The following is a 15,591-nucleotide window of genomic DNA, read 5'->3' as shown; positions in this document are numbered from 1 at the left end:
TTATAAAGAACCTTATAAACCTTATAACTTTATGAACCTTACGAACTCTTATTTAATTTGTCCGATCTCCGGATTTTCTTCCAAATATTTTTCTCCCATTGGGAAAGTATACCGCACGGCACCGGGTTCTAATGTATAAGTCGTTCCCTTGAATACCCGAGTCACCGTCTGTGTCGGAAAATCCGGATCATTTGCCAAACGACGTTGATCCATCCAACGTAAACCATGACACGTTAATTCTCTACGACGCTCCTGTAATACATTTCCTAAAGCCTCTTTAGCTGTTGCGGCACTCAACGAATAGTCCTCACCCGCAACGTAACGATACTCTCTCAATTTATTCACAATATTCATGGATTCCGTCGTGTTTCCCTCGCGAGCCCAACATTCTGCCTCAATTAGCATCATTTCCGGCACACAAGGCCCCATGTTACGTCCCTCGTTCTTTTTCCAGTCATAAGGATAATAATTGTCCTTAAAATATACCCGCCCGGAATAAGTCATACCTAAATCATCTACCATGGAACGAGTAAAATAAAAATAACGCAAATCTTTTTCCTGATCAAAAGTATTCAGCAGATCATCACTTAACACAAGGCCAGCCGTGGAATATGATGCCATCGAAAATGTAGTTACGGGCATTTTAGCAAAAATAACTTCCTTATCTTTCAATGTTTCCACGTAATTTTTCCTTCTCACACTTTCCTCTGTACTCGCCAGATCAACATAGTCATTCAGATTTTCCAATGTACTCTTTAATTTAAGTGCCTCTTGAGCGTTCTTTTTCGCCTCCGTGTAATTACCCATCAACAGATAGGCTCTTGCTCGCAATGCATAAATAGCACATTTACCCGGATAGAAATTAAATTCTGCCACATCGGGCAAATACTCGAAAGCATCATCCAAATCTTTAAAAATTTGCTCGTACACTTTTTCGACAGATGCACGTGGCAGAGCCCCTTCTACACGAGGGGTAGTTAACAAGGGGACTCCTTGATCCGTGGATGCCGTTGCTGCATTATACGGAACACCATACACGTTCACTAACGTCAAATATGCCTCGGCTCTATGTACAAGAGCCTCAGCCCGAATCTCCAACTTCTCCTCGTTTGTCCCGTTCTTACTATCCATCACCTCATCAATCACCACGTTACAATTATAGATAACCTGGTACACTTTGTTCATCTCCGTGTCATTTTCAGACTGGCTATAAATTTCGTCGGCCCAAGTATATACCGGGATAAATTTATTCGTTTCATAGATCGCCTCTTGTTGAGCCGGATCAGAAATATCAATATCATCCGATGCCACATCATGGTAAGAAAGTGTCCAGCGGAAATTTTCCGTGTTATTCATCAAGTAACGGTAATTTTCCGTCTCCTCCGGAACCAATGATCCTTTAGTCTTGACATCCACCCAATCGGAACAAGCGGAGAAACAACAGGAAAGTCCTATAATTACACTAAATATTTTCTTGTTCATATCTATCACGTTTTAGAAATTAAGATTTAACGAGAAATTATAAGAAGGTGTCGGCGCCATCCGCAAATCTCTCGTGTTCGGAATAAAATCAGGATCTATACCGACATTATTCTTTTTCCAAATCAATCCCAGGTTTGTTGCAGTAAACCCGATATTAGCACTACCAAGCATGATTTTATTTACCCATTTAGACGGGAGTTCATAAGTCAACGATATTTCTTTCAAACGGATATGATCTCCTTTTTGGACATGAATATCAGCACCTCTATATCGTTGAAAACTATTGTTATCCGTTCCCAAACGGGGTACATCGGTTTTAGCCTCATCACCCGCCTCTCTCCAACGTTTTGCCATATCTTCATTAATTTCATAATTAGCACCACCGTATCTACTTGCAGGCTGTTGTGAAATCGTCGGTTTCTGGAAAATATACCCTAACTTATAGGTGATCCCCACGTAAAGAGACAATCCTTTATAAGTGAACGTATTAAAAAATCCACCAAAGTACTTCGGTGTCAATGTTCCCATATACACCAAATCATCATTCGTAATATTTTCCGTAGATTTTATAATTTCCCCGTCCGCATTGTACACCAGAGCATTTCCCTCTTCATCCAAACCGGCCCAACGAGTAGCCCAGAAGTTATTCATATTATACCCTTCTATCATACGACCACTTCCTCCTCCACTAGATGCAAAACTGGAATATAGTTCATAAGGAGAAGATTTTACTTCATTCGTGTTATAAGAGAAAGTTAAACTGGCTCTATAATTAAAATCGCTTTTCTGTACAATCATTCCATTCAAAGCGATGTCCACTCCTTTTCCATCCACCTTAGCTGCATTACGAGTAAGCGTGTAAGATCGGGTCGAATTCGCTCCGAATATCGGGTTTATCGTGTACTCTGCAAACAAGTCTCTCGAATATTTGCGATACACTTCGATAGAACCGGAAAGACGATGATTCAATACTGCAAAATCCAATCCAAAATTCAATACACCTGTCTTCTCCCAACGAATTGAAGGATTGGCTGCAGCAGTAATACTTGATGAAGGCAATTGAGTAAAACCATCATTACTCGTGGATAACGATATGTTCGTGAAAGGATACTGGCCCGGATCAATATTTCCATTATACCCGTAAGTCGTTCTAAATGTCAATTGATTCAACCATCCTACATTATCCATGATAAAATCTTCCCGGCCAATATGCCACGAAAATCCGGTTGACCACATCGGAGTCGCCCGGTATTTCCGGTCAACACCAAAATTATTGTAATCATCATAACGCACACTTCCAGATAATACGTATTTATTCATCAAAGTATAAGACAAATTCCCGTCATAAGACAAGTATCGCCGTTGATAATCAGTTTCCGGACTAGCATCTGTCAAATAACTATTATATCCCCAGATATTTATATAAGGATTCGGCAACTGACTGCCGGCAATCAGTGTTTTTTCGTTATAACCATAATACCTAGCCCCATTCGCCCAATCTCTCGTCTCACGGATTTCCATTCCAGCCAATGCTGTAATTTGATGAATTTCATCAATAACCCCATCGTAATTGATCTGTCCCCGAATACTGTAATTCTGGGAATTACCATTAGTCACGTTCAAGATACCTCCCCACGGAAGATTATTGGTCAGCGCACCCGTATTTGCATCATAAGTCGTGGCTAGGTTATAAAGATCTCTAGCCTCGAACGTATTCTCGTTAGCAAAAGTACGATTCTTGGTATTCTTCCTTTCAAACATGAATTGTCCGTCTAATGACAACCCTTTTACTCCCGGAATTGGAATATTCAATCCCACAGTCATCGCGAAAGTTTGCTCTTTACGGGTATCATCTTTGTTATCCAGTTCGTCCAAATAATTATACTTCCAATTTTTATATCCCAATGCTTCTTTTTCCGTTACAAAATCTTCATTGTACGTCTTATAGTAATCAACCCGATTACCATTCTCATCCACGAATTGGTTATAAGGTAACAAGATCAAACCGCCGGATGCCTGTATCATGGAAAGTCCTAAAGCATTATTTTTAATATTAAACAAAGTAGCTCTTAACCCCGTGGTCAACGTAGCCCAATTCAATATTTTAAAATTCATGTTGGAAGTCAACGTGAAACGATCACCTTCTTCACCCTTCATGTTAGATCTCTCGTTTGCATAAGATGCGGAAAGGAAATAAGACATCTGATCAGACGCCCCACTAAAAGATAAATTATATTGCTGTGAAAAAGAAGGTTGCAACAGATACTTTTTCACATCACGATAAGCCTTCCGACCAGCTAATTCATTCAGCATGGCATCCGCATCCGCCTGGTTAATAAGCCCGTCCTTAGCGTCCAAAATCAATTTAGCAGCTTGTGAAATCGGGGCCCCTGCCGAATAAGCGGAATTCACGGGTCTCGTGATATAACCTTTCTCGACCATTTCCTTTTCGTAATCAATCATTTCGGCAGAATTCATGATCGGTAAGGTATTAAAACGAGGGGAACCGGAAGTCGATACATTCATTCCAAAATTTACGGTTGTTCCCCCTTTACCTTTTTTACCTTTTTTTGTCTCAATAACAATAACCCCATTGGCCGCACGTACCCCCCAGATAGAGGCTGCTGCCGCATCTTTCAAAAAAGTAATCGATTCAACATCGCTGGGATTTATATTCTTCATTTCCATATCCGTGGGGAAACCGTCAACAACCAGTAAAGGCCTTGTTGTGTTCAAAAGAGAACTTTTTCCCCGGATATTCATGGAAATATTCGTCTGCTCATCAACATAACCATCCGTACGATCGGAACCATACAAAAAAGTCATATCCGAATTCTTGACATCCACGTAAACTCCCGGAACAACACCTTCCAAACGATTCATGATATTCGGACTAGGACGTTTTTCCAATTCTTTAGCTGTAACCACGCTAAATGAACCGGTGGCACGCTCTTTCGGCAGACGAGTGTAACCTGTTGAAACAACAACAACCTCATCCAATGCCTCCGTGGCCTCCTTCATTTTGATGTTTAAAGGGGAATCGCTATTAATTGCCACGGTCTGCATCTCGAAACCGACCATCGAGAAAAGCAAAGAATCACCCCGTGAACAAATCGCAGTGAACTTTCCTTCCACGTCTGACACGAATCCTAGCGTGGTTCCTTTGATAATAATATTCACTCCCGGAAGAGGCAGACCTTGTTGATCCGTGATCTTACCTGCCACCGTAAGTTTATTCTCTTGCTGTTGGTTCGTTGATTTCACGGGACTAACCACCACCGTGTTATCCACGATCGAGAAAGTAAGTCCTGAATTCTTTAAACAATACTCTAAAACGGCTTTTACATCCGTATTCGTGAAATCAGGATTCAATCCCGTAATATTACCTACTTTTGCATCATTGTACAAAAAAGTCAACTCCGTTTGCTTTTGAATTTCTTTAGCAACTTGGATAAATGAACTATTCTTCATCTTCACAGTGACATTCTGAGCCACTGCCGTGAATGACGAAAACAATAATAAAACGATCGTCATTCTCATCATTAATCGGTTCTTTATTAACCATAAACCTCCTGGAAGAGACTTATTGCGGTTCTTCTTCATAATGTAATTAATTAATTTAGTTAGTTTTACACACTTGCCTCCCCTCGTGGCCATCGAGGGTTTCACTCTGTAGTTATATATACATCATTTCCATGTAATTCAAATCGCACATCTCCCGTCATCTGCAACATTTTCATCACCTGAGAGAAATCACCGTATCGTTTCAAATTTCCCGACAGAGAAATTCGTTTCGCCCCCTCATCCTTGAATATCACACGAATATCGTACCATCGTTCCAATGTTCTCATTATATCCTCCAACGGTTGTTGTTCAAACACGAAACGCCCGTCTTTCCAACTCGTAAAGCTCTTTACTTCAACCTCCCTCTTTACCATCTCTCCCGACAAAGCGTTCACTTCCACCTGTTCTCCCGGTTTCAACAGCATTGAACTACCGGGGCTGTATATTCTCACGGAACCTTCCGCAAGAGTCGTTTGCGACTGTTTCTCTTCCGGATAAGCACGGATATTAAAGGAAGTTCCCAACACCGTTACCGACGAACTCATAAACTGTACGGTAAAAGGTTTATTCGCATCCTTCGCAACTTCAAAATAAGCCTCTCCCTGCACGAAAACCCGCCGTTCCTTTGCTCCGAAAGCCACCGGATACTGGATAGAAGTTTCCGAGTTCAACCACACCCTTGTTCCATCTGAAAGCGTCAGACAAAACTCTCCCCCGCGAGGTATTTCCAATTTATTATAAACGATCGATTCACTTTCTCCACCACTAGCATATGTTACCCCAGAACCCGAAGCATTAATTTGTGCCCCATCCGTTATAATCGTACTATCCGCAGCCTCCTTGCCTAAAGGAATCATTTGTCCGTTCGCCAGTGTTAACACGGCTTTACTCGTCCCCGGAAGGATATTTGTTGCCAAAGAAGGACGTAACGTTTGTTCTTCATCTCGATTCAACCCGACATAAAGAACGAGTGCAATTATAAACGGTAACGCAACAGCAGCTACCCGAGCCACGTTTATCAGAAATCTCCTTTTACGACGCTGTTGGTATTTCCTTTGCAAGAAACGCCCGTAGGCCACCCGGTAATCATACGTTTCCACCTTCTCCATCTCAACCGTGTAAAAATCTTCTGAAATCATTCGTTGAAAAGCACGTTCATTCTCTCCGGAAGCCTTTCGCCAATCGGATAATTGTCTTTCCTCTGATTCTGAAAGTTGTCCTTTCAAACTCTTCTGAATAATTCGTGCTATTTCAAATGCTTCTTTCATCTTGATTTCTTTTACGACCTAAAAACAACTAAGTCTCGAAAAAGTGTCACGAAAAAATCTTTATTTTGAAATCAACACGTTTTTTTCTAGTTTTGTAAAGCAATAGATATAGTTACCGTGTCAAATAAACAAAAATTATCAGAAACAGATAACCTGTTGGAAAGATTCAATAAACGGGACATCCCTGCTTTCGGAGAAGTCTACTCATTGTACTATGATGATTTGTTCTACTATGCCTTAAAACTATATGAAAACACGAATATCGAACCACAGGATGCTGTACATGACACGTTTCTAAAATTATGGCAGCAATCCGAAACCAAATTTAAAAGTCAGGGTGATTTAAAAGCTTATCTTTTTGTCGTTATCCGTAATGATTTTAACCAGTTCATCCGCCATAATCATTACGTGGAAGAATACAAAAAGTATGAAATACAAAACACGAGAACCATTGAATTTGATATACTGGAAAGTGAATTAAGAGGGAATTGTAAATACATTTTAGGCCTACTACCGGAAGAATGTGCGGAGGTTCTTCGTCTTTTCTTTGAAGGACTGAACACGGAAGAGATTGCATTAAAATTAGGAAAGACAAAACAAACCATCTACAACAAAAAACACGAAGCCATCTCCATTCTTAAAAAGAAAATATCTAAAGAAGACATTTTTCTTATCACGTTGTTTTTAAGCCAATTATAATTATTCATTTTATTTTTTCCAATTCTTTTGAAAAAACTTGAAAAAAGGAAGTAGAATTTTCAAGTTCATGCATTTTATTATTAAAACAGATCGATAAAATGTATGAAAGAATTTAATAAAATCAGATATAATGCCATACACGAGATCGTTGAAGAGATTCTACAAGCGATCAAGACGAAAAAAGATGTAAACTCATGTAAGAAATTACTTGATCTCTTGCAAGATGAGAGTCCCGACCACGAATTTCTGCAAAGAATAAGTTCAGAAAAGATATTCATACAATATTACAATGAACGACAGAAAAGAGACAAACAAAAAGATATAGAACACCTTGTGAATGATTTGAATAATCAGAAAAAGAGGAAACGGGTACACAGGCTTTACGCAGGCCTCACATCTATCGCAGCTGCAGCCATCCTTTTATTCGGAATTTTCATTTGGCAATTTACAGGAAACAAACCTGACGAACTAGCCCATATTCGTCAATTCAAACAAGATATTCAATGTAAACGACCAATCCTGGTTCTGGACAACGGTTCAAAATTAGAACTTCAGAAACTGGACACGCTATTAAATGATAACCAGAACGGTATAACGACAATCACCCGGGAACAAATAGCATACAATACGCAAAAAAGCGACGTTATCAAATACAATACATTAATTATTCCTGCCGGCTATTCTTATCGTGTAAAACTGGCTGACGGATCGGAAGTCATGCTAAATGCGGGAAGTCGCTTAAAATATCCCGTCAGTGGTATGACAGAATACCGGGAAGTAGAACTGGATGGAGAGGCCTTTTTCAAAGTAACGAAATCCAACCATCCTTTTATCGTGAAAACGGGAAAGTCATTTGTAAAAGTATATGGAACCGAGTTTAACGTTAATAATGATCCGGCAGGCGATGTCGAGGTCGTACTTGTTAACGGCAGTGTTGGATTCAACACGGATAACGGTCAAGAATTAATGCTTTGCCCTAACCAAAAATGCGAATATAATTCGACCGACAATAATGTCACGATAAAAGACGTGGATGTTCATTCTTACATCGCCTGGTTAAATAACGAATTCAATTATGACCAAGTCCCGCTGGATTACTTTCTCAAGAAAGTGGCCACGTGGTATGGCGTAGAATTCAAATATGATAAACCCCGGCTTGAATCCATAGAATTTTATATCTCGACCAGTAGAAACACCAGTTTGTCCGACCTACTCCTGTTGATCGAAAAGAGTACTGATTTAAAATTCACACAAGAATCCGATAAAGTATTTATAATTAAATAATCATGAATATGGAATACACGTAAACGAATAAAAAAATAAGAAGCATCCCAGGGACGCTCCTTACATTAGTACCGCTTGTATCAAGATTTGCCGTCACAATACATGGATACTATTTATTAATACATAGTTGTAAGCCCACAACTAAATACCAATTAATTTACTAAATTATGAATAAAAATTCACATCACAAAGGAAGTCTATTAAAAAAAGGAATCAGTTTCCTCTTATTACTGATTATGACTGTTCCCGTGTTGGCTGTTAACAATGCTACATTGTTTCAACAAGTCAAACAAAAAAAAGTTACGATCAACAAGACAGATGCCCCTGTCAAAGAAATCCTGGAAGAGATCAAGCGCCAGACAAACTTTGACTTCGTGATCAACGCAAAATTTATTACAGACTTGGGTAAAAGAACTCTAAAAGTAAATGATGTTACGGTTGACGAGGCGCTTCTTTCACTACTCCAAGGAACAAAATATAAATACCAGATCGTAAATAATCATATCACGTTCGTTCTGGAAAATTCCCCCCAAAAAAATACTGGGAAAGAAATCATTACTATAAAAGGAACGGTAACAGATGCCAACCAAAACACGCTACCCGGAGTAACCATTCTGTTGGAAGGCACCACGATAGGAATTTCAACAAACTTGGAAGGAAGTTACGTGTTAGAAATTCCCCAACAGGAGAAAATAGTCCTTGTATACTCTTTTATGGGAATGAAAACAAAGCGGGTAGAATACAAAGGACAAAATACGATCAACGTGACATTGGAGGAAGATGTTGTAACTTTTGATGAGGTTGTCGTAACTGGTTATGGTAACGTGGACAAAGGAAATTACACTGGAGCAGCAACAAATGTAGACATGAATAATGTCGTGATGCCCGGTGTCCCTTCCATTGATCAAATGTTACAAGGAGTTGTTCCGGGGATGCTCGTAACGAATACGTCCGGGTTGGTAGGAGCTTCTCCTAAAATAAGAGTTCGAGGAACAGCAACATTGTTAGGAACACAAGAACCGGTTTGGGTGGTCGATGGCGTGATTCAACGTGATCCACAACCTTTTAACTCTAGTGATAACACGAATTTCTCTGCCGACATTGATGACATCAAACAACTAGCAGGAAATGCTATTTCTTGGCTGAATCCCAATGATATAGAATCCATCACGGTCTTAAAAGACGCCTCTGCCACAGCCATCTACGGTTCGAAAGCTGCTAATGGAGTGATAGTGGTCACCACCAAAAAAGCCAAAATCGGGAAAATATCGGTAAACTATTCTGGAGACTTTTCCATCGGTCAACGCCCTCGCTATGGCTTGTATGACTTGATGAATTCACAAGAATTCATGCAATTTTCGAAAGAAATATATGAAGAAAGACGCCAATATCCTTCCGGCTCTTCCATACTTCCCATCGGTTTCCAAGGATTATTGGAAAAATATCTATCCAAAGAGATTACATTGGACGAGATGAACCAACAGTACCAATATTTAGCCAGTCAAAATACGGATTGGTTTAAAATACTGTTCCGCAATTCATTCAACCATTCTCACTCCGTTGGAATCAGCGGTGGTTCCGATAAAATACAAAACCGGACCTCGATAAGTTTCACCCAACAAAAAGGAGAGGCAAAAGGAAATGACATGACCTCTTTCCAAGCAAATTCAAATACGACCATCAATTGGGGAGAAAAATTAATTGTCAACCTATTATTAAAAGGAAGCATGCGAGAGGTGGATGGCTTTGCCTATGGAGTTGATCCTTTCAAATATGCTTACAACACATCTCGGGCAATCCCAGCCTATAACGAGGACGGTTCTCTATACTATCACGAGAAATCAGGTCAAAATAGTAAAGCTATATTCAATAAATACATCTACAATTACAATATTTTAAATGAACTGGATCACACCGGGAGTAATAGTAACAGCCGAATTTGGGGCGCCACCATTGACTTGAAATTCAGAATTTTCTATGGATTAGAATATCAAGGGCTTGTCTCATATAATTCTTCATCAGTAGATACAAAACAATATGCTTCGGAACGTTCCTTCTACATTACCCAATACCGGGGATACGAATATGGGAGCGTTCAACCCAATGGAATAGAAACAAAATCTTCTCCTTTACCTATGGGAGGCATCTTGGCAACAAGTCTAACGAACACATCAACAATCACAGTAAGAAATAGTCTGGTATTCGACCGTTTATTCAAAGATAAACATCGGGTAACCTTACAGTTGGGAATTGAAACCAATTCCGTAAAAACCAAAGGACACTCAAGTTCTCGCAATGGATATATGCCAGACCGGGGAGAATCATTTGCAACCCCACCCAGTTCATATCTGGATCATGGTGATCCAGACTACGAAATAGATAACAATAATTACGTACGGGGAAGTTTCAGCGTGGTCAACCGAGTCGAAAATGAACTCAGTGAATACGCCTCTGCCATATATACTTATGATGGCCGCTATGTCTTCAATTTTAGCGGACGTGTAGATGCTTCCAACCGTTTCGGACAGGACAAAAATAAACGTTTCGAACCAACATGGTCTGCCGGATTAAAATGGAGAGTTGCCAGAGAACGTATTTTCGAGGGTTCATGGTGGCTAAACAACCTGGACATCTACAGCTCTTATGGCTATCAAGGGAATGCTGTCAGTTCCGTATCTCCCGAATTAATTGCCACCAATTCATACTCCACGTTAATTCGAGCTTATGTACTAAAAATTAAAACCCTTCCTTACCCGGATTTAGGTTGGGAAAAAACGAAAACATTTAACCTAGGAGTAGATGCCTCTTTCTTGAAAGATCGTATCAATTTCACGTTCAACTATTTCAAAAAAATCAGTAAAGTACTTTCTTCCAAGAGTGTACCATACGAAAATGGCGTAAAAAATGGAATCGTTACCGGATCTACTTTAGAAAACTTCGGTTATGATTTTGTTATCAATGTAGTACCTATTCGCATGAAAGATTTCTCTTGGCAACTTTCTTTAAATACAGCCGTCACCCGTAACAAAATCAAAAAGAACGAACGGGTAAATACATTAAGTGACTACACCAGCGGTTCTTGTATCGTACCCGGTGAACCCTATTCCACGTTCTATTCGTACGAATTTGATCAGTTAAATCCAGCAAACGGACAACCCATGTTTAAAAATATGGACATCGAATATGGCAAGACTCCGGCAGATTATTTAGTGAAAAGCGGTAAATATATTCCGGATTTTTCTGGGGGATTAAATATGCAATTCAAATATAAACGCCTTGCCTTGTATGCCCTATTTGCCATACAATGGGGTGGCAACCGCCGTTTACCCAAATTATACCCGAATGCGACAAGTTCAGATCCTGGTCTTCCCAGACCTGAACAAAATGTCTCAAGAAAACTAGGTAAACGATGGAAAAAACAAGGAGACGAGGCATACACGAACATACCTTCTCTTCCGGGAATTGGAGGTGAATCACAAAAATTACCGGCAACAGAAACCGCAACGTCAACGATCACCACGACTTATTCAATGTATAACTACTCTAATATACGAATTGCTAATACTGATTTCGTACGTTGTCGCTCCTTGTCGTTATCTTACGAATTCAACGAAAAATGGCTAAAACAAATACACGTAAACCGACTATTATTAAAAGCCAGCATGACAAACCCGTTCATGTGGGTACGAGACAAGAAATGGGACGGTCTAGACCCGGAAACCGGAGATTGGCCAACCCGTCGAACAACGTCATTATCATTACAAGTCATGTTTTAAAGATTTACGAGTAATTTAAAAATAACGGAAATATGAAACAATACAACTCAATCATAACAAGTTTGATATGCATGATGCTCATAAGCGCATGCTCTGGTTTTCTGGAAGAGAAATCTCAGGACGAGGTGCTCGTAAGAACTGTCCAAGACTACGATGAACTATTATTAGGATATATGCACAATTCCAACGGTTATCTCATGTTATACGCCTTAGACGATGATATTGGTATCAACGAGGCAAAATTAGGAACAGGAACTACTGAAAATGGCGTTATTTTGGATTATTCCGGATGTCTTACCTGGCAACCCAATATGTGGGAACAAGAAAATAAGATCGACGACGGCTACCAATACACGTATGACAATATCAAGGGACTAAATGCAGTTTTAGACGGGATTGACGAAGTCCACGGTTCTCAACAAGAAAAAGAACTTATAAAAGCGGGAGCTCTTGGAATGAGAGGATTCTGTTATTATATGCTCGTGAATTTGTTCGGGGAGCCCTACAATTATAATAAAAAAGCATTGGGAGTACCCTTAAAATTAACAGCGGGATTGACTGAAAACGGAATTCCCCGTAATACGGTTGAAGAAGTTTATACACAAATCCTAAAAGACTTGAACACATCAGCTACCTTATTCGAAAAATACCCGAAAGAAACGGCAAACTACAAACTCAACGTAACTGTTGTGAACATCTTGCTATCCCGGGTATATCTTCACATGGAACAATGGGAGGATGTCATCAGAACTGCCAACAAAGCTATTGAAACAGCAAAAGGCTTAACCGATTACACCCAAATATCCGCTGATGCGAAATATTATCTCCCTTCGTATGATCTTTCCGAAGTGGAATGGGTCTATGCAAAAAACGCAATAGTACGCCCACTAGGCCCATCCGCTGATTTACTGTCAAAATATAAAGAAGGTGACAGACGTCTGGATTTATGGTTTTCTGCTAATCGTGCCGATGTAACGAAAAAGATTCCAGAGACCCCAACGACCGATCCCACTTCTACCATTCGAATTTCAGAAGCCTACTTGAACCGGGCTGAAGCGTACGCACAAAGCCAAGGATACGCAAAAGAGGCCTTGGCAGACTTAAATCAATTGCGTCGCTACCGTATCGTAGGCTATCAAGACGTTACGATCACGGATTCCAAAACTTTATTGGAAGAAATCCGTTTGGAACGTCGTCTGGAACTATGTTACGAGGGACATCGCTGGTTTGACCTACGTCGTTACGGCATGCCATCCATCTCCCACGATTACAAAACTAGAATTGTAGACCCGTGGATAACTTACACGTTACAGGAAAAGGACCCGCTTTACACGCTACCAATCCCGGAAAAGATGATAAGCAATAATACCAGACTGGAACAAAATGCCTCTGCATACGAACCGGAAAGAACAGGAGTCCTAAAAAACCAATAATAAATAAAACGACTTGTCATGAAAAGATTGAGAATATATATCATTACTCTTTGCTGTCTTTGCTACATGGCCTGTGCAGAAGACAAAGAAATCGGAGAAATTGCACCCCTATCTCCGGATTATACACTGCCACAAGGGAAATCTCCCGCTGACGACCGTATCGTGGAATTGCATAGCCAATATGGAACCTATATTCTGTACGAGTACTCGCAATTAGACTTTGTATATGGTTTTTCAACTAGTTACAGTTATTTATACACGTTGCCGGATCCTCAATACGTAGGAGATATGCTGGATTTACTGGAAAAAATCTGGTTCCAATACTATCCACAAGAATTCCATAAAAAATACATGCCTTATAAAATACTTTTGGCCGATTCGTTAATACTCCAACAATCCGGTCAACTCAAACTGAAGTACTTAAATACAGGAGAAAATGTAATGGCTATCGGTTACTGTTCGGACACATTGAGAAAAATGTCAGCGGCCACGAAACTGGCTTTTAAAAATGAATTACACAAACAACTTTGGAATATCTGGACCTATTCTTCCATGGAATTCCCGGATGAATTCTTTAAAGTAAGCGATTATTCAAGTCCTGCCAGTAAGGATAATACGTCAGAAAATTATGCTCGAGCCAGAGGGTTCATTAAAAACCTCTCAACGGTATTTAACTCGGAATGGAGTACCGCATCTTATTTAACAGATCTAAAAGACTATTTGAAAACGGATTTATACACATTCATGTTGGCCATGACCACCCGAACATCCGAAGCATGGGCTACAGATATAGCATATCCCTTAGTAAAAAAGAAATATGACATCTTACAAGAGTATTTCTTGGAAAAATACAACATCAATCTAAAACAAATCGGGGATGCCACTTACGAATAATCGAACTTTTTTTAAAAAGTTCGATTCTATAAATTCCCATTGATAACCAAACCTTTTCCCCTCCTGCACAAGGAGGGGGTAGGGATGGTAGTCATTTACCACAACAAATTATCTATTAAATAACATTTTAATCATGAAAAATATCATTTTAACCGCAATATTATTAATTGCCAGTTTCACGGTATTCTCTCAGAAAGGCGTGAACTTCGAGGATCTCACGTTCAATGAAGCCTTGGCCAAAGCCAAAGCAGAAAATAAATTAGTTTTCATGGATTGTTGCACGAGATGGTGCGGGGCCTGTATCCAGATTGCAAAAAACCTGTTCCCACTAGAAAGTGTCGGAAAGCTTTTAAACGAAAACTTCATTTGCCTCAAATACGATATGGAGAAAGGAGAAGGACCGGAATTAGGTAAAAGATTTAATGTAAACGTTTATCCCACTTTCTTGATCATCGAGCAAGATGGAAGTATTCGCCATAGATTCATTGGTAACACCAAAGAAAAAGTGTTCATCAAACGAGTAAAAGAAGGGCTTGATGAAAATACGGCATTAAAACCTTTAGCAACCAAATACAATGCCGGGAATCGAGAAAAAGATCTCTTGTTCCAATACGCAAAAAATTTGATTGATTTAAAAGACCCATCGGCCTCAAACGTGGTCAAAGATTTATTTAATGTCACCACGGACAAAGAAAAAACATCCGAAGAATACTGGTTTATTTTCAAAGACGAAAAAATCTGTACTCAGAATTCTGATGTATGGAAATACTTGCATGAACATAGAAAGGAGTTTTACAAAACAATCGGGGTAAAAAAAGTAGATTCTCGTATAGCAGCCAAATTAAACCACGAAATGCAAACAACCATTTCCGGAGAAAATACAAAGATGAACAAAAAAAGACTGGTAGAAATTGGTAAAGAAATAAAAGCCTTGGATTTGGCAACAGAAAAGTCATTATTAGCTTCACTAGCCATCACCAAGGCAGCCTTCACGGGAGATACGGGTAAACTATTATCGACTTGTGAAAAGAAGTTAGGCCAAGTACAAAATGGAAATCAATCAACTTTAATTTACTATATATCCGCTCCTTTTAAAAAAGCTCCGGAATCTCAAAAAACTCGCTGGAAAGAACTTGTAAAGAGCTTGTAAAACATTTATCATGAAAAAACAATTAATCAACTATTAAAATA

General features: G+C 39.5%; 9 protein-coding genes. 6 read left to right on the top strand and 3 right to left on the bottom strand.

What is annotated here, in order from left to right; all coding sequences use genetic code 11:
• Window positions 1-48: 48 nt before the first annotated feature.
• The 3 genes from F1644_RS20395 to F1644_RS20385 all read right to left on the bottom strand — a co-directional run bounded on the left by F1644_RS20395 (window position 49) and on the right by F1644_RS20385 (window position 6,314).
• Window positions 49-1,482, bottom strand: coding sequence for a RagB/SusD family nutrient uptake outer membrane protein (locus tag F1644_RS20395; protein WP_118304137.1), 1,434 nt, complete (start codon window positions 1,480-1,482; stop codon window positions 49-51).
• Window positions 1,483-1,494: 12 nt separating this feature from the next.
• Window positions 1,495-5,085 carry a SusC/RagA family TonB-linked outer membrane protein gene (locus F1644_RS20390; RefSeq protein WP_168044255.1) on the bottom strand — a complete coding sequence of 1,197 codons (3,591 nt, stop codon included), beginning with the start codon at window positions 5,083-5,085 and terminating at the stop codon, window positions 1,495-1,497.
• Window positions 5,086-5,147: 62 nt separating this feature from the next.
• The gene (locus F1644_RS20385) at window positions 5,148-6,314 is read right to left on the bottom strand and encodes a FecR family protein (RefSeq protein ID WP_168044254.1); all 1,167 of its coding nucleotides are present in this window, start codon (window positions 6,312-6,314) and stop codon (window positions 5,148-5,150) included.
• 117 nt (window positions 6,315-6,431) lie between these two features.
• On the opposite strand from F1644_RS20385, the gene F1644_RS20380 reads away from it, so the two are divergent.
• The 6 genes from F1644_RS20380 to F1644_RS20355 all read left to right on the top strand — a co-directional run bounded on the left by F1644_RS20380 (window position 6,432) and on the right by F1644_RS20355 (window position 15,550).
• Entirely contained in the window at window positions 6,432-7,013 is a 582-nt protein-coding gene (locus F1644_RS20380; RefSeq protein WP_158571973.1) for an RNA polymerase sigma factor, read from the top strand.
• Window positions 7,014-7,115: 102 nt separating this feature from the next.
• The gene (locus F1644_RS20375) at window positions 7,116-8,297 is read left to right on the top strand and encodes a FecR family protein (protein ID WP_118304145.1); all 1,182 of its coding nucleotides are present in this window, start codon (window positions 7,116-7,118) and stop codon (window positions 8,295-8,297) included.
• A gap of 167 nt (window positions 8,298-8,464) precedes the next feature.
• Window positions 8,465-12,073, top strand: coding sequence for a SusC/RagA family TonB-linked outer membrane protein (locus F1644_RS20370; RefSeq protein WP_229782413.1), 3,609 nt, complete (start codon window positions 8,465-8,467; stop codon window positions 12,071-12,073).
• 32 nt (window positions 12,074-12,105) lie between these two features.
• Window positions 12,106-13,506, top strand: a complete 1,401-nt coding sequence (locus tag F1644_RS20365; protein WP_118304147.1) for a RagB/SusD family nutrient uptake outer membrane protein — start codon at window positions 12,106-12,108, stop codon at window positions 13,504-13,506.
• A gap of 18 nt (window positions 13,507-13,524) precedes the next feature.
• The gene (locus F1644_RS20360) at window positions 13,525-14,400 is read left to right on the top strand and encodes a putative zinc-binding metallopeptidase (RefSeq protein ID WP_118304149.1); all 876 of its coding nucleotides are present in this window, start codon (window positions 13,525-13,527) and stop codon (window positions 14,398-14,400) included.
• A gap of 133 nt (window positions 14,401-14,533) precedes the next feature.
• Window positions 14,534-15,550 carry a thioredoxin family protein gene (locus F1644_RS20355; protein WP_118304151.1) on the top strand — a complete coding sequence of 339 codons (1,017 nt, stop codon included), beginning with the start codon at window positions 14,534-14,536 and terminating at the stop codon, window positions 15,548-15,550.
• Window positions 15,551-15,591: the final 41 nt, after the last annotated feature.

Origin of the sequence: Butyricimonas paravirosa (assembly GCF_032878955.1) — a bacterium.
Taxonomy (GTDB): Bacteria; Bacteroidota; Bacteroidia; order Bacteroidales; family Marinifilaceae; genus Butyricimonas; species Butyricimonas paravirosa.
This window is presented reverse-complemented; position numbering and strand designations above follow the sequence as displayed.

Coding starts and splice junctions, on each gene's coding strand:
- F1644_RS20395 (WP_118304137.1), bottom strand. CDS start 1,482: ATGAACAAGAAAATATTTAGTGTAATTATAGGACTTTCCTGTTGTTTC.
- F1644_RS20390 (WP_168044255.1), bottom strand. CDS start 5,085: ATGAAGAAGAACCGCAATAAGTCTCTTCCAGGAGGTTTATGGTTAATA.
- F1644_RS20385 (WP_168044254.1), bottom strand. CDS start 6,314: ATGAAAGAAGCATTTGAAATAGCACGAATTATTCAGAAGAGTTTGAAA.
- F1644_RS20375 (WP_118304145.1), top strand. CDS start 7,116: ATGAAAGAATTTAATAAAATCAGATATAATGCCATACACGAGATCGTT.
- F1644_RS20370 (WP_229782413.1), top strand. CDS start 8,465: ATGAATAAAAATTCACATCACAAAGGAAGTCTATTAAAAAAAGGAATC.
- F1644_RS20365 (WP_118304147.1), top strand. CDS start 12,106: ATGAAACAATACAACTCAATCATAACAAGTTTGATATGCATGATGCTC.
- F1644_RS20360 (WP_118304149.1), top strand. CDS start 13,525: ATGAAAAGATTGAGAATATATATCATTACTCTTTGCTGTCTTTGCTAC.
- F1644_RS20355 (WP_118304151.1), top strand. CDS start 14,534: ATGAAAAATATCATTTTAACCGCAATATTATTAATTGCCAGTTTCACG.